This is a genomic window from Chitinophaga ginsengisoli (assembly GCF_003014595.1).
In the GTDB taxonomy this organism is placed as follows: Bacteria; Bacteroidota; Bacteroidia; order Chitinophagales; family Chitinophagaceae; genus Chitinophaga; species Chitinophaga ginsengisoli.
The window spans coordinates 44,315-60,440 of record NZ_PYGK01000009.1 but is presented as its reverse complement, the minus strand read 5'-3'; the positions used below and the strand labels follow the sequence as shown (position 1 = coordinate 60,440).

The following is a 16,126-nucleotide window of genomic DNA, read 5'->3' as shown; positions in this document are numbered from 1 at the left end:
CTGATAGGTACCTATACCACCCTCGTAATAACTATTAAATTGTCCCTCATGACAACCTGCAATTTCCATTACAAGCGGGTAATGCGCATGTTCGCATTATTCGTCATGTTGCTGCTGTCTGCAGCATTCCACGTCCAGGCGCAAACGCCCCGTTTCAAGGTCATCGCGTTCTACCACGGTACCTATGATGCGGCTCACATTGCCTTCTGTAAAGAGGCAAACCAATGGTTTCCGGCTATCGCAGCCCAGTACAATTTCTCTTACGAAGCCACCACAAACTGGAGTAATCTGAACCCCAGTTTCCTGTCGCAGTACCAGGTAGTGCTCTTCCTGGATGATTCGCCTACCGATCCCGCACAGCGCTCCGCATTTCAGCAATACATGCAGAATGGCGGCGGCTGGATGGGCTTCCACGTTTCTGCGTACACAGACAATGCTGCCGGCTGGAGCTGGTATTACAACACCTTCCTGGGTAGCGGTAATTTCCAGACCAACACCTGGGGACCTACAAGCGCTACGCTGCGTGTAGAAGACAATACGCATCCCAGCACAAAGCGTCTGCCAACTACCTATACCTCCGCTGTCAGCGAATGGTATAGCTGGTCAAATGACTTGCGCAACAACAGCAACATTAAGATCCTCACATCTGTAGATCCTGTGAGCTTCCCGCTGGGAACAGATCCTAACCAGTCATGGTATAGCGGCTACTATCCCATCATGTGGACCAACAAGAACTACAAAATGCTGTATGCCAACTTCGGTCATGACGCGATGAACTATTCTACCAACACGGCTACGTCTTCTACGTTCGCCAGTGAGATGCAGAACAGGTTTATCATTGACGGATTGCTGTGGCTGGGCGGTGTTGATGCAGGCCCTGCTCCTGCCATTCCGATCCCTGGTACGGTACAGGCGGAGAACTACACCACCATGAGCGGTATCCAAACCGAGGCGACCACCGATGCAGGCGGCGGATTAAACATCGGCTACACCGATGCAGGCGACTGGCTTGATTACAAAGTGAATGTCCAGACTGCGGGCACTTACAATGTAGAATTCAGGGTAGCCAGCCAGACTGCCGGTGGCGCTATCGAACTGAGAAAAGACGGTGCTGTACTGGGCAATGTCACTGTACCGGTTACCGGTGCATGGCAGACCTGGACCACAGTGAATACCTCCGTTGACCTGGCAGCAGGTGAACAGACACTGCGTGTGCAGGTGGCCACTGCCGGTTTTAATCTGAACTGGATCCGTTTCACTTCTGCCAGCAATCCGCCATCAGTTATTCCTATCGGCCAGGTGATTACCCTGAAAGGTAGCAACGGCATGTATGTAAGTGGTGAGAACGGCACTAAGGCCATGACCTGCACCAGAACTGCTCCGCAGACCTGGGAACAGTTTTCCGTACTGGACGCCGGCAACGGTAAAGTAAATCTGCGCAGCATGGGTAAATTCGTTTCTTCCGAAAACGGTACCAAAGCAATGAACTGTAACCGCGCGACAGCGGCTACCTATGAGGCATTCGACTGGATCACCAATGCTGACGGCACCATTTCACTGAGAGGTAACAACAGCATGTATGTATCTTCTGAAAACGGAGAGCAGGCGATGAACTGTAACCGTCCTACCATTGACGGATGGGAGAAATTCAATTTCACTATTGTGGGTCCTGTGACCTCCGCTGCTACACTGGCAGTATCCGCTCCGGTGGAATCAGCACAGCCAACCGCAGGAATTGTGTATCCGAATCCTTTCGGCACACAGCTCAACTATACCCTGCCGGCTAAGATCACTTCCCACAGTGTTGCGATCTATGACCTTTCCGGAAGGCCAGTACTGCGTGCTGTGGTAAAGTCTAAACAATCTACCTATTCCCTGAACGTAAGCAGCCTGCCAAGAGGCATGTACATCCTGGACATTTCCAGCGGTACCTATCATCAACGAGTAAAAGTACAGAAGGCTGAATAAGTGAATCCTTAAACAGCATCAAAAAGAAAGGGTGTCTCGCCGAACAGCGGGACACCCTTATATTTTTTTAAGACGGTTCCGATTAGTACAACAGTCTCGTCTTGATCGTATGGTTCACTTCCTTCAGTAAGGAGAATGCTTCCTTAGACAATTTGCTGTCCACATCCAATACCACATAACCAATGGCATCGTTTGTTTTCAGGTACTGCCCCAGAATGTTGATCTTATTCTGAGATAACAGCGTATTGATCTCTGACAGTACCCCAGGCACGTTCTGGTGAATGTGCAGGATACGGTGTGTATGGTCAACAGCCGGTACACTGATAGCTGGAATGGTATGAGAACCGAAGCTGGCGCCTTTTTCCAGGTAGTTCAGCATTTTGGCGCTCACGTCCAGGCCGATATTGTGCTGTGCTTCTTCCGTACTACCACCGATATGCGGTGTCAGGATCACGTTAGGCAGCTTCTGCAGCGGCGTAGAGAAAGCAGCGCCATTCTTTTCCGGCTCCACCGGGAATACGTCAATGGCCGCACCTGACAGCTGTCCGCTGCTCAATGCATCTTTCAGGTCGTTCAGTTCCACCACTTCGCCGCGGGCGTAGTTAATGAAGATTGCGCCCTTCTTGGCATATTTCAGCGTCTCTTTATTGATCATATTGGCCGTGGTCTTGGTAGATGGCACGTGCAGGGAGATGATATCCGCCATTTCAAACAGTGCTTCCAGGGTACGGACCTGTACGGCATTACCCAGCGGCAGTTTGGTTTCCACGTCGTAGTAGAACACGTTCATACCCATCGCCTCTGCCAATACGCTTACCTGGCTGCCGATGTTCCCGTAGCCGACGATACCGAGCGACTTGCCGCGCAGTTCATAACTACCTTTCGCCTCTTTCATCCAGACACCTTCATGCGCTGCGGAGTTCTTATCCGGGATACGGCGTATCAGCATAATGGACAGGCCGATCACTAGTTCCGCTACAGAGCGGGTATTTGAATAAGGTGCGTTGAATACTGCCACGCCCATTTCACGGGCACTTTTCAGATCTACCTGGTTGGTGCCGATGCAAAAGCAGCCAATCGCCTGCAACTTCTGGGCGGCTGCGAGGACATTTTTGGTGACCTGGGTCTTGGAACGGATCCCCAGCAGATGAACATCTTTTATTTCACGGATCAGATCTTCTTCGCCCAATGCGCCCGATAGCCTTTTTACGTTAGCATATCCTGCCGATGTAAATTCCGCCACAGCGGCATCGCTGATATTTTCCAACAATAAAATATTGATCTTCTCCTTCGGATAACTTGTCAACTTTTGCTGATCCATGATTATATTTTATGTGTTACCAATTGCAATAAACAATTGGCTTAATAATTGTAATATCGCCAAACGAAGGCACAAACCTAAAAGATGTTCAGCAATTATCAAACAGTCTGTCCTTCAAATTTGATTTCGTCAAAAATTATAGCACATTTGGCCTTTTTTGACCGTTTTAGAGGATTAAAACTTAAAATACCTTTAAAATCGCTTATTCGGAACCATTTTTTTTGCGTAACAGCACATTAGGGCCTAATTTTAGTGCCTTTATAATTAAGCAGAAACAGAATCGAGACTAACTAGCAGAATGAAAGCAGCTTATATTGTATTGACTATCTCAGGGATTGCTTTATATGCCATTACCGCATGCCAGAGCAACGCGGCCAATAGTTATCGTAATACCAAAACAAAAGATACTCCCAGGACAGAAGAAATGAGCGAAGCAGCGCTCGCTGTCCTCAACTCACCGGTTACTAAATCACAGCAGACAGAACTGACCGCTTTTTACCAGGATATGGTGCATGCCGGTTTCAACGGTGCCATGCTGGTAGCCAAAAAAGGCGTAGTGATCTTTGAACGCTACCACGGCCTGGAGAACTACCGGAACAGGGCTTCTGCCATGAACGACAGCTCCTCTTTCCAGCTGGCCTCAGTGTCCAAGACCTTCACGGCTATGGGCATTCTCTGGTTGATGGAAAAGAAGCAGCTCAGCCTGACTGACTCCGTACAGAAATATTACCCGCAATTTCCATATAAAGGTATTACGCTCCAGATGTTACTGTCTCACCGCAGTGGCCTGCCGAACTACCTCTACTTTTGCGACAGCATCTGGCCAGACAAAGATAAGTTCCTTTCCAATGACGATGTGGTCCAGCTGATGGTAAAACACCGTCCGCGTATACAGCATGCACCGGGCACACATTTCCAGTATTGTAATACGAACTACATGTTGCTGGGTTCCATTATCGAAAAGGTAAGCGGACAGAAGTATGCCGAATTTATGCAGCACACCTTCTTTGGCCCGCTGGGCATGACCAATACTTTTGTGTATGCCCCCGCTACCGCCGTACGTCCTCATCAGACGGCCAGCCACAAATACAATGGCCAGTTAGAGCCGGATACATACTTTGATGGTGTCGTAGGCGATAAAGGCATCTACAGCTCCGCCAGGGATATGCTTAAATGGGACCAGGCCCTTTACAGTGGTCAGTTATTCAGCGACGAAACGATTAAGGCCGCTTACATGCCTTATAGTCATGAGAAACCGGGTATCCGGAATTACGGGCTGGGCTGGCGTTTAATGGTCTATCCAGACAGCAGCGAAATAGTGTATCACAATGGCTGGTGGCATGGCAACAATACCGTCTTCAACCGTATCATTAAAGATACTTCCACTATTATCATCCTGGGTAATAAATACAATCGTAATATTTATCGTGCAGTGAAGCCCATCAGCGCCATTCTGGGACATGGCACCGAAGACGGGGAGGAATAATCATTCCCCGTGTTTCCGGTTAGGCAGCACGTTCTCTCTCTTCCATGTGATCAGGCCTGTGAAACGGTCCTGTCTTACGGGGCATTCCGCCAGTTGACAATAATGACAGCAGAGCGGGATGCAGGGGTCTGTATGGATGAAGAATTCGACTTCTCCGGAGGAAAACTCCACATTGACCATCCGTTCCAACGCTTTCAGTTCGTCGTGCGCATCGCTGAGCTCCAGGTAATAAGGCAGGGTCAGGTGACAATCGATATGATAGTTGTTCCCATATTGCTGCACTCTCATGTTATGGATATCAATCCAGTTAGCGTGTCTATGAGCGCTCAGGATCTCTATCACCCTGTCCACTACACGCATATCCGTTTCATCCATCAGGCCGGAAATGGAAGTTCTCAATAACTGGTATCCTTTCCGTAAAATCAATACGCCCATCAGCAGGGATGCCAGCGGATCAATCCATTGAAAGCCGGTAAAGTGGATCAGTAACAAGGCGGCTATCAGTCCGAGGCTACTGTACACATCGGTCATAATATGCTGACCATTGCCCCTGATGGTCAGCGACGATAATTTTTTCGCCTCCCGCACCAGGAATAAGCCCAACAGCAGGTTGGCCAGCGTAGTGCCGCCAATCAGCCATACGCCTTTATCCAGTTTGTCCAGTAACGTTGGATGGAAAAAATACTGTGCTGTCTTGAAAAGAATAAGCACGCCCGCAATAAAAATCATAGCCCCCTCGAAACCGATGGAAAAGAACTCAACTTTTCCATGTCCATAAGGATGGTTCTCATCCTTTGGTTTACCCGTCAGATAGATACTGTAGCAGGCGAAAGCTCCGGCAACTACGTTAATAATGGATTCCAGTGCGTCAGATAAAATAGCGACAGAATTGGTCAGGTACCATGCCGCAAATTTGGTTCCCGTCAAAATAAAGCTGACAATCAGTGATACCAGTATAACGCGTAATTCTCTTCTCTGCAAAACGTGATGGATTGATCCACAAAGAAAAGGAAAATATTGCGTAAGTTAGTAGAGGGTTCTGTGACTGATAACTGTATGTAGAATTGCGTTGAATTATCCTTAATAAGCAAATAATCCTGAGTATCATAGTATAATCGTTTTTCTTTCAGCTCCTTTAATGAGCAACCAAAATCTGTAGTATGTACATTTTCAGCCCAAAAGCAAAGTGGTTATGCCTGCTTGTATGCAGCGCATTCTGCGGGATCCATGCAAATGCTTCACCCCTGACCAGTAAAGCCGTCTCCCCCGCTGCCTACGGACTATTTCAGCAGCAACAGCCTGCCCTGGAAACCGTTACAGGTATTGTCCGTGTCTATGGCAAGAACGGTCGACCGGAGGCCATTCCCGGTATCAATGTCATTGAAAAAGGTACTACCAACGGCACTGTCACGGATGCCGCAGGCGCCTATACGTTACGCGTAAAAAGAGGCGCTACCCTTACCTTTTCCATGGTCGGTTATAAATCCAGGGAACTGAAGGCTTCTGCCGCCACACCCATCAGTTTGATCCTGGATGAAGATATCAGCGCCCTGAAAGAGGTAGTTGTGACAGGTTACCAGACCATTGACCGTAAACTCTTCACCGGAGCCGCCGCCAGTGTCAAAGGCTCCGACGTTAAACGTGACGGTATTACAGATGCGAGCCGTATGCTGGAAGGCCAGGTAGCTGGCGTCAGCGTACAGAACGTATCCGGTACCTTCGGGGCAGCGCCGAAGATCCGTGTACGCGGCGCCACTTCCATTACCGGCGACAACAAACCCCTCTGGGTGGTGGATGGTGTTGTACTCGAAGATGTGATCAACGTCTCTAACGAGCAGCTCTCTACCGGTAACCCTGCTACCCTGCTGGGCTCTTCTGTGGCGGGCCTGAACCCGGACGATATCGAGAGTTTCCAGATCCTGAAAGATGCTGCAGCGACATCCCTCTATGGCGCCCGTGCGATGAACGGCGTTGTGGTGATCACAACCAAAAAGGGGAAAGTCGGTAAGCCCGTCATCTCGTATACCGGCAACTTCTCGTCATATCTGAAGCCGACTTACAACCAGTTTGACATCATGAAATCTGATGATCAAATGGCTTTCTATAACGAGCTTTCCCTAAAGGGCTGGCTGAACCACTCAGATGCCACCCGTGCAGAGAATGGCGGCGTCTATACCAAGATGTACAACCTCATTGATACCTATAACCCTGCTACTGGTAAGTTTGGACTGGAGAATACGCCGGAAGCCAAACGCCAGTTCCTCGAAAGGTATGCAAAGGCCAATACCAACTGGTTCGATGTACTGTTCCGCAATTCCTTTATGCAGGAACATTCCTTTAGCGTTTCATCCGGTACAGACAAATCACAGCTGTACGTTTCCACCAGCTTCCTGCAGGACCAGGGCTGGACAATAGCAGATAAGCTGAAGCGCTTTACCGGCAACGTAAGGGCCAATTACAACATCAGTGACAAAGTCTCTTTTGGTTTCATTACACAGGCTGTCATCCGCGACCAGCGGGTGCCCGGAAGCCTGAACAGGAACAGCAACCCGGTAACGGGGCAGTTTGACCGGGACTTTGACATCAATCCATATAGCTACGTACTTAATACCAGCCGTGCCCTCACCGCCTACGATGAAAGAGGCAAGCTGGAATACTTTACGCGCAACTTCGCCCCTTTTAATATCGTGAATGAGCTGCACAACAACTACATCGATCTCAGCCAGCTCGATATCAAACTACAGGGCGACTTCTCATATAAGATCCTCAAGAACCTGAAATATACTTTCCTGGGCAACATCCGGTATGTGAAGTCCTCCCAGGAACACAAGATCAAGGAGAACTCCAATATGCCCCAGGCCTACCGGGCGGCTGGTGATGCCACCATCCGGGACAGGAACCGCTTCCTCTACCGCAATCCTGATAATCCGGAGGCAGAACCAGTAGTAGTACTACCTTATGGCGGTATTTATACGACGGAGGATGATTACCTGGTCAGCTATTATTTCCGTAACACGGTAGAGTTCAGCAAAAACTGGAACGACATCCACATGATCAACCTCCTGGGAGCGCAGGAATTACGTTATGCCAACCGGCAGAACAGGCAGTTCGACGGTTACGGCTACCAGTTTGACAAAGGTGGCGTGCCTTTCATAGATCCTAATATCATCAAGCAGAATGTTGAAAATAACTTCAACTACTACAGCATGGCGATGAACTATGACCGCTACCTGGCATACCTCGCCAATGCCGCCTATTCCTATAAAGGGAAATACAATTTCAATGCGAGCATCCGGTATGACGGTTCCAACCTGCTGGGCGAATCCCGTACAGCGCGTTGGCTGCCCACCTGGAATGTGAGCGGTTCCTGGAACGTAGATACGGAAGACTTTATGCGTGGCCAGAACAACATTAACAGGCTGACGCTCCGCGCAACCTACGGTCTTACCGGTAGTATGGGTAATGCCCGGAACTCCAGCGTGGTATTACAGAACCGCAGCACCAACCGACCTTACCTATCAGAAATAGAATCATCCATCTATATCCAGAGCCTGGAAAACTCGGAGCTGACCTGGGAGAAGCAGTACGAGACCAACGTTGGTATTGACGCAGGCCTGTTCCAGGATAAACTGAGCATTACAGTAGATGGTTACATGCGCAAAGGCTTCGACCTGATAGGTCCTATCCGTACCTCCGGTATTGGCGGGGAAAGTATCAAGATCGCCAACTATGGCGACATGAAATCGCACGGGGTGGAAGCTACCATCGGCTATAATATCGTCAATAAAAGTAAATGGGGACTACGTACCCAGCTGACCCTGGGTTATAATAAGGGAAAGATCACCAACCTGCAGAACATTCCTATCATCTGGGACCTGGTGGTGGCAGAAGGTGGCGCTACGGTGGGACATCCTGTACGCGGCCTCTATTCCATACCGTTTGAAGGCCTGAACCCGAAAGACGGTACTCCGCTGTTCACCAACCAGGACGGTGCGAAAAGCGGCAATGTATACCTGCAGAGTGATAAGATACAGAACCTGGTGTATAACGGTCCTGTAGATCCAACGCTGACTGGCGGTTGGTACAATACCGTACGTTACAGCAATTTTGCCTTGTCGGCCCTGGTAACCTACAGTACAGGTAACAAGATCCGTCTGAATCCCGGTTTCAAACAAATTTACTCCGACCTGGACGCCAGTTCGAATGACTTCCTGAACCGCTGGACATTACCCGGTGATGAAAACCGTACAAATGTACCTTCCGTAATGGACAAGCTGAGTCAGTCGCAGCTGAATGGCGCCTCCCCTTACAATAACTACAACTACTCTACCGCCCGCGTAGCCAATGGGGATTTCGTAAGGTTGAAGCAGGTGTCGCTCTCCTACAATCTGCCGCCGAAAATGATACGCCATGCAGGCTTTAATAACCTGTCTGTCAGCCTGGTAGCCAATAACGTTTGGCTGATCTATTCAGACGACCGTCTGAATGGCCAGGATCCCGAATTCTTCAATTCAGGTGGTGTAGCCCTGCCTATACCAAGACAGTTCACATTCTCCCTGAAAGCAGGTTTATAACGCAAAATACTGACAGATGAAAAAGACAACCTACTATATACTTGCTGCCACCTTACTCCTCTCTGCGGGATGTAAAAAGTACCTGGAACAGGCCCCTGATCAGCGTACCCAGCTCAATACCGTGGAAAAGGTGGCCGAGTTGCTGGCCACCGCCTATCCACAGGCAGATTATGCCACCTTTACCGAAGCCGCTTCTGATAATGCAGCCGATAAAGGCATAGGCGGAACCCTCAGTGAAGAGGTCAACACGAACCCCTTCTTCTTTCGGGATGTAACCGAAAGAGAGCAGGGATCGCCCACCAACTACTGGAATGCCTGTTATCAGGCAATCGCAGCAGCCAACCAGGCGCTGGACGCCATCAGTAAGGCAGACAATCCTGCTGACTATAACGCCCAGAAAGGCGAGGCGCTGGTGGCAAGGGCATACAACCACTTCATGCTGGTGACGTTGTTCTCCAAAGTCTATGATGCCGCTACTGCCAGCCAGGACCCGGGTGTCCCTTATGTAACGACCCCTGAAAAGGTGGTAAATGGTAAATACGAAAGGAAGACCGTTGCCTACGTCTACGAACAGATAGAAAAGGACCTGCTGGAAGGTATGCCGCTCATTGACAATACCTCCTACAAGGTGCCTAAATACCATTTTAACAAAGCTGCAGCTAATGCATTTGCTGCCCGCTTCTACCTCTATAAAAAGGATTATCAGAAGGTGATCACATATGCGGACAATGTATTTCCCGGTGGAAATATCAAAGCCAACCTGCGCCCCTGGGTAACGGTGTACAGTCAGCTGACAGGTACAGAAATGCAAGCCATTTACACAAAGGCGACCGAAACGGCCAACCTGTTGCTAGTCGAAGCCCCTTCCAACTGGGCACGCTCCTATGGTTCGTACCGCTATGGCCTGAGAACAGACCTGGTATATTCCCTGTTCATCTTCCGGAATGTAACCGGCGCTACCTGGGTACAACCCCTGTATTACTCCGGTAACAATACGGAGAACTGGCTGGTACTGAAATTCCGCGAACACTTCGTACGTTCCAGCGCCAATGCAGACGTTGGTATTCCTTATACCATCTTCCCGCTCTTCACAGCAGAGGAAGCGCTGTTCAACCGAGCGGAAGCCAATATCTACCTGGGTAACTTAACGGCCGCCAAACAGGACCTGAACGATTATGCCAGCATGCGCATAGAAAACTACAGCACTGCTTACAGGATCACCGATACGAAGCTGACCAACTATTACGGCACCTCGGATATCAAGTCAGCCCTGATTGCTACTGTGCTGGATTTTAAACAGGCAGAATTCATCCAGGAAGGCGTGCGATGGTTTGATATACTCCGCTACAACATTCCTGTCAATCATACCAGTGTAGCCGGCGAATCTGAAACACTGACACCGACTGATCCCCGCCGGCTGTTCCAGCTTCCACAGGAAGTGAAACTGGCTGGTATTCAGCTGAATCCCCGTTAATCCGCTTAAACTAATTGACTATGAAACAAATGCATATAAAATTGTTACTGACCTTTATCTTTCTTGGCAGTCTTATGGCCTGCTCCAAGGATGATAAAATAAACAGTGTGAACATCCCCGGACTGGGTGGCGAGACCTGGGAAAAAGGGCCCATCGATTTCTGGATAGATTCGGCCTTTACCAAACCATATAACATAGAAGTGAAATACCGCTTCGAACGCTACGAACTGACATTGGATAAAACGCTGGTGCCTGTAAAGGAGGAGAAAGTAGAACCGGTGATGTCCACCATCCTGAAGACCTGGGCAGCGCCCTATATCGCGGAAGCAGGAGAAACCTTCTTCAAGACATATTGCCAGAAACAGTTTGTGCTGGTGGGTAGTCCGCAGTTCAATTCCAACAATACCATTACCCTCGGTACAGCCGAAGGTGGCCGTAAGATCGTGTTGTTCTGGCTCAATGACTTCAGTCTCACCGATAAGCCTTTTGTGCGGGAAATGCTCCATACCATTCACCACGAGTTTGCACACATCCTGCACCAGACCATCATGTATCCTGTGGAGTACAAACGTATTTCCACCGGTTATACCGGCAGCTGGAATGACTACACCCTGGATGAAGCACTGGCAAGAGGTTTCATTACACAATATGCCCGCAGTGCGCCGGATGAAGACTTTGTAGAAATGGTAGCTACTATGCTGGTGGAAGGCAAAACCGGATATCAGGCTATTGTTGCTTCCGCTCCGGCTGATGCGCAGGTCAAATTCCAGCAGAAAGAAGCGATCATCGTCCGTTACTTCAAAGAGAGCTGGAACATTGATTTTTATAATCTCCAGAGCCGGGTACAGGATGCAATTAATCATTTGTAAAACAGGAAACATGCTTCACAACAGACTATATATCATCCTGCTGGCGATCCTTTTTGCAGGATGTACAAAAGATAAAACCACATCGCTTTTGGGAGAGAAACCGGAAGAGCGGATGGAGAAAGCCCTGGCGGAATATAAGGCCACGCTCACAGGCAGTACCTATGGATGGAAAACAGTGGTGTATCCTTCCGCAGGCGGCGCTTACAGCTTCTATTTCCGGTTCGGTACGAATGACCGGGTTACTATGTACAGCGACGTGTCCCTGGATGCTGCAGGTACTGCTAAAGAAAGCACCTATCGCCTGAAAGCGGTGCAAAGACCATCCCTGTTATTTGATACTTATTCCTATCTCCACCTGCTGTCTGACCCGGATCCGAATGTGTACAACGGACAAACCGGAACAGGCTATTCAGTTGATTTTGAATACTCCATAGACAGTGTCTCTGCTGATACTATCAAGCTGACAGGCATCTCTTTCAGCACAAAGATGGTCCTCGTAAAAGCTACCCAGGCAGAAGCGGAAGCATATGCCGCCGGCAATTATGCGAACCTGATTTCTAGTATGGAAGACTATATGCTGCAGAACCCCTGGCTCTATCTGCAGTTTTCCGACGGGAAGAAACTGCAGGTAAGTGTCAATACTTTTACCAAGACCTTCACCCTCATTTATATCGATGATGCGAACCAGGTACAGTTGCTGTCCAGCCCTTACTACTATACGCTGAATGGCATCTACCTTCAACAACCCATCGTCTATGGGGGTAAAAGCTTCCATGAAGTGTTCTGGGATAATGCCCGGCAGGTCTTTTATGTGACAATAGATGGTCAACGGATAGAAGTAAAAGTCGCTCTCACATCGGTAGTGCCCATGCACAGATTGCTGGGAGTAGACTTTTCTTCCCTGATCGTGCCTCCACAGCAGATGGCGGGATGGTCTGACAGCTTTACCACCATCTATTCAAATATTGCGACATCATTAGTGAATGGGCCTTATGGGTTAACCCTGTATTATACAGAGTTTGCTTTTGACGTTAGTCAGCAGGTTATGAATGTGGATGTATATGTTATCCAGAATGGTTCACTTTACCTGGCACGCTATCCATTCACTTACACCAAGACCGCCAGTGGGGTATTTAAGTTCACAGGACAGGCCTTCCAGGGCAATGCCTCCCTGATTGCCACTGACATGAAACCACTATTGGATTACATCCGTAATGACCACTTTACGATGGATTTCATTGTGGATACGCAGGGAGGAAACGGAAAACTGGGGCAATTGAAAAGTGTAGAACATACTGATTTTTACTTTACAGGATTCCCGCAATAAAAGAATCAAGTCATATAAAAAAGCCGCGATGAATCATCGCGGCCTTTTTATGACGTCTGGTGATCTGCCGGTAGCATGACAGTAAATGTCGCCCCTTCATTCAGTCCTCCTTCAGCCTTTATTGCACCATGGTGATTTTCCACGATCTTCTTACAAAGGGTCAGTCCTATGCCTGTACCGGCATATTGTCTTCCTTCATTCAGTCGTTGGAAAATAGTAAAGATCTTTTCTGCGAATTTCTGTTCGAACCCTATACCATTGTCAGTGAATTCCAGTTTGACATAATCCATATCGTCCTGTAATCCGGGATAAGATAGCCTTTCAGATGGCTGCAAGGCCTCTCCTGTGATAGTGATAAGTGGTTGCTTTTCAGAGAACTTCAATGAGTTACCTATCAGGTTGGTGAACAATTGCACTAACTGCAGAGGAATACCTTTTACCGCCGGAAGACAGTTGCTCTTGATAAGGGCCTGCTTCTGTTCAATGAGCAGATCGAGATCCGTTTTTACCTGCTGGAGGATGGTATTGAGGTCTATAGAGATGAACTGTGAGTCAGTACGTGATAAGCGGGAATAATCCAGCACATCATTGATCAGCTGTGCCATCCGTGCAGCAGAGGACTGGATCTTTTCGAAATAGTTATTTACAGGCATACCTTTTTGCAACCCTTTCTGTAACATTTCAGAGAATGTCCTGATCTTACGCAGGGGTTCCTGCAGGTCATGACTGGCGATGTAGGCAAACTGTTCCAGTTCGGAGTTCTTACGCAGTAATTCGGCGGTACGTTCCTCCACTTTCTTTTCCAGTTCATCTGCACTATGTTGCAGGATGTCAATGGCCTGTTGATGTAAACGGGAGACCCTGATCTGTGCACGCACTCTCGCCAGCAATTCTTTTGCAGAAAAAGGCTTGATCAGATAATCATCTGCACCAATATCATACCCTTCAATTTTCGCTTCTTCCCCTGCCCTTGCAGACACCAATATAACTGGTACTGAACTGGTTGCGGGTCCGTGTTTGATATGGTTCAGGAGCTGGATACCATCCATCTCGGGCATCATGACATCACTGACCACGAGTTCTGGCGGATGCGCCATGATCTTTTCACATGCCTCTCTGCCATTAGCAGCTGTATCAACCCAATATTGTTTTTCGAGCAGGCGTTGCAGATAATCCCGCATGTCGGCATTGTCATCCACAATAAGTACACGGGCTTTTTCTTCACCGCCGGGAGTATGACCATTGATACCGGTCCCATTGTCACGGCCCAGGTGAAACGCTTCATTGACATAGGTCTCACTCAGGCCCGACGTATACACTTCATAATCATTCTTCATGATCCTGTCTTCAGGCAGATGGGCGCTGCCTAGTGGAATCGTGACAGTAAAGGAGGTTCCCATACCGTCCTCACTTTCTACGCTGATATCGCCACCATGCAGCAACACTAGTTCTTTCACGAGGGAGAGACCAATACCTGTTCCTTCATAGGTGCGTCCCCTTGTGTATTTAACACGATGAAAGCGTTCAAACATATGAGGGATCTCCTCTGCCGGAATGCCTACACCTGTATCTTTTACACGCAGTATGGCGTTGTCATCCTGCTGCTCGAGCGAGAGTGTGATGGTGCCCCGCAATGTGTATTTAAATGCATTGGATAACAGGTTAAGAATGATCTTTTCCAACATGTCTCTATCTACATAGGCCTCTATGGTCAAGGGACGACAGTTTACATGAAACTGTAGTCCTGCATGTTCTATTGCCGCCCTGAAGGTGCTGGCTACATCTTCTGTAAGTGTTGTAAGATTGACTGGGAAATAGTTTGCCTGCACCTTGTCTGCCTCAATGCGACTGAAGTCGAGTAATGTATTCACCAGGCGTAAAAGGCGTAAGGCGTTCCGGTGTGTTGCCATTACATGTGCTTCCTGCTCCAGGCTCAGGGTTCCTTCCTGTTGCGCCAGTAATTCCTCCAGTGGTCCCAGCATCAGTGTGAGTGGCGTCCTGAATTCGTGGCTGATGTTGCTGAAGAAGGCTGTTTTGGCCCGGTCTATTTCGATGAGCGCTTCGGCCTTTTTACGGGCTTCCTCCACCGTATGCACGTTTACAATGCTACTGGCCACCTGGTCGGCCACCAGCTGGAAAAAACTACGGTATTTTTCATCCAGTTGCCGGTAAGGACTCAATCCCACTATCAGCAGCGCAAAAGAACATGCCTGTCCGCTTTGCACAACGGGTATTACCAATGCCTGGTCGGGGCTAATGGTCCAGTTACCTGAAGGCAATTGGCCGTATTTATCCTTCAATCCATTAACAATCAGTGATTTATTTGTATGAATAACCTGATTGAATGTCCACTCGGCAGCCAGGGCAGATTCAATCTCCAAAGAAACCGGCAGCACATTATCGGCAATGGAAGCATCTGTTTTTCCTGCCATTTCAAGCATCCCAGTCTTCAGGTCTGTCTGGTAAATGCATGCAAAAGGAAAGTCGGCTGGATTTTCTTTTAAGATGGAGATCGTCCTGTCATAGACATCCTCGTCGCTGACACAGTCCGGAAGGTATTTACCCAGGTCTTTCAGGGTCATCAGCTGTCTTTCACCGACAATACGCTGGGTATCGTCTGTATTGGCGCAAATGATTCCGCCGATGCCACCAGCGCCGCCTGCGTCACCCGGCACGGGGCTATAGGAAAAGGTGTAATAGGTTTCCTCCGGGTATCCGTTACGTTCCATGATCAGTAAGAGGGACTCATCGTAAGTACCTTCATTTTCCTGCATGGCAGTAGCCGCACGGGGCCCTACCTGGTCCCATATTTCCTTCCATACTTCACTGGCGGGCATACCCAGTACCTCCGGGTGTTTGCCGCCCAGAATGCTTCTGTAAGCGTCGTTGTACAGATTGATCAGATCAGGTCCCCACCAGACGAACATGGGTTGCCGGGAAGTGAGAATAATCCGTATACAGGTCTTCAAACTTTGGGGCCACGTCTCCACGGATCCTAACGGCGTCTCAGACCAATCTCTGGAGCGTATAAGTTCCCCCATCTCTCCGCCGCCGTTGAGAAATTCGGGGATTGCAGTCTTCGTTAATTCCATAAATAAGTTAAATCA

General features: G+C 48.8%; 9 protein-coding genes. 6 read left to right on the top strand and 3 right to left on the bottom strand.

The genetic code is table 11. The annotated features are described in order from the left end of the window. Positions 1-48: 48 nt before the first annotated feature. Positions 49-1,968 carry a carbohydrate-binding protein gene (locus CLV42_RS20770; RefSeq protein WP_211303501.1) on the top strand — a complete coding sequence of 640 codons (1,920 nt, stop codon included), beginning with the start codon at positions 49-51 and terminating at the stop codon, positions 1,966-1,968. 82 nt (positions 1,969-2,050) lie between these two features. On the opposite strand, the gene serA is transcribed toward CLV42_RS20770, so the two are convergent. Next, entirely contained in the window at positions 2,051-3,289 is a 1,239-nt protein-coding gene (gene serA / locus CLV42_RS20765) for a phosphoglycerate dehydrogenase (RefSeq protein WP_106603867.1), read from the bottom strand. 298 nt (positions 3,290-3,587) lie between these two features. Between serA and CLV42_RS20760 the strand changes: the two genes are divergently transcribed. Next, positions 3,588-4,775: a serine hydrolase domain-containing protein gene (locus CLV42_RS20760; RefSeq protein WP_106603866.1), complete on the top strand. Its 1,188-nt coding sequence runs from the start codon at positions 3,588-3,590 to the stop codon at positions 4,773-4,775. On the opposite strand, the gene CLV42_RS20755 is transcribed toward CLV42_RS20760, so the two are convergent. After that, positions 4,776-5,756, bottom strand: coding sequence for a cation diffusion facilitator family transporter (locus CLV42_RS20755; RefSeq protein WP_106603865.1), 981 nt, complete (start codon positions 5,754-5,756; stop codon positions 4,776-4,778). Between the two features lie 179 nt (positions 5,757-5,935). On the opposite strand from CLV42_RS20755, the gene CLV42_RS20750 reads away from it, so the two are divergent. From CLV42_RS20750 to CLV42_RS20735, 4 genes are read left to right on the top strand one after another with little or no spacing between them, the layout of a single operon-like run. After that, positions 5,936-9,349 (top strand): SusC/RagA family TonB-linked outer membrane protein, encoded by a 3,414-nt coding sequence (locus tag CLV42_RS20750; RefSeq protein ID WP_106603864.1) that lies wholly within the window; start codon positions 5,936-5,938, stop codon positions 9,347-9,349. Between the two features lie 16 nt (positions 9,350-9,365). Beyond that, a complete protein-coding gene (locus CLV42_RS20745) occupies positions 9,366-10,823 on the top strand; it encodes a RagB/SusD family nutrient uptake outer membrane protein (RefSeq protein WP_106603863.1) in 1,458 nt (485 codons plus the stop codon). Between the two features lie 20 nt (positions 10,824-10,843). Then, positions 10,844-11,692 (top strand): zinc-binding metallopeptidase, encoded by an 849-nt coding sequence (locus CLV42_RS20740; RefSeq protein WP_106603862.1) that lies wholly within the window; start codon positions 10,844-10,846, stop codon positions 11,690-11,692. A gap of 10 nt (positions 11,693-11,702) precedes the next feature. Next, positions 11,703-13,019 carry a DUF4302 domain-containing protein gene (locus CLV42_RS20735; RefSeq protein ID WP_170117587.1) on the top strand — a complete coding sequence of 439 codons (1,317 nt, stop codon included), beginning with the start codon at positions 11,703-11,705 and terminating at the stop codon, positions 13,017-13,019. Positions 13,020-13,066: 47 nt separating this feature from the next. Here the strand turns inward: CLV42_RS20735 and CLV42_RS20730 are convergent, their stop codons facing one another. Continuing rightward, on the bottom strand, positions 13,067-16,111 hold the full coding sequence (locus CLV42_RS20730; protein ID WP_106603860.1) for an ATP-binding protein: 3,045 nt from the start codon (positions 16,109-16,111) through the stop codon (positions 13,067-13,069). Positions 16,112-16,126 lie beyond the last annotated feature (15 nt).

Excerpts from the sequence above, each read along its gene's own strand:
- CLV42_RS20750 (WP_106603864.1), top strand. The coding sequence starts at position 5,936 with ATGTACATTTTCAGCCCAAAAGCAAAGTGGTTATGCCTGCTTGTATGC.
- CLV42_RS20735 (WP_170117587.1), top strand. The coding sequence starts at position 11,703 with ATGCTTCACAACAGACTATATATCATCCTGCTGGCGATCCTTTTTGCA.
- CLV42_RS20730 (WP_106603860.1), bottom strand. The coding sequence starts at position 16,111 with ATGGAATTAACGAAGACTGCAATCCCCGAATTTCTCAACGGCGGCGGA.
- CLV42_RS20745 (WP_106603863.1), top strand. The coding sequence starts at position 9,366 with ATGAAAAAGACAACCTACTATATACTTGCTGCCACCTTACTCCTCTCT.
- serA (WP_106603867.1), bottom strand. The coding sequence starts at position 3,289 with ATGGATCAGCAAAAGTTGACAAGTTATCCGAAGGAGAAGATCAATATT.
- CLV42_RS20740 (WP_106603862.1), top strand. The coding sequence starts at position 10,844 with ATGAAACAAATGCATATAAAATTGTTACTGACCTTTATCTTTCTTGGC.
- CLV42_RS20770 (WP_211303501.1), top strand. The coding sequence starts at position 49 with ATGACAACCTGCAATTTCCATTACAAGCGGGTAATGCGCATGTTCGCA.
- CLV42_RS20760 (WP_106603866.1), top strand. The coding sequence starts at position 3,588 with ATGAAAGCAGCTTATATTGTATTGACTATCTCAGGGATTGCTTTATAT.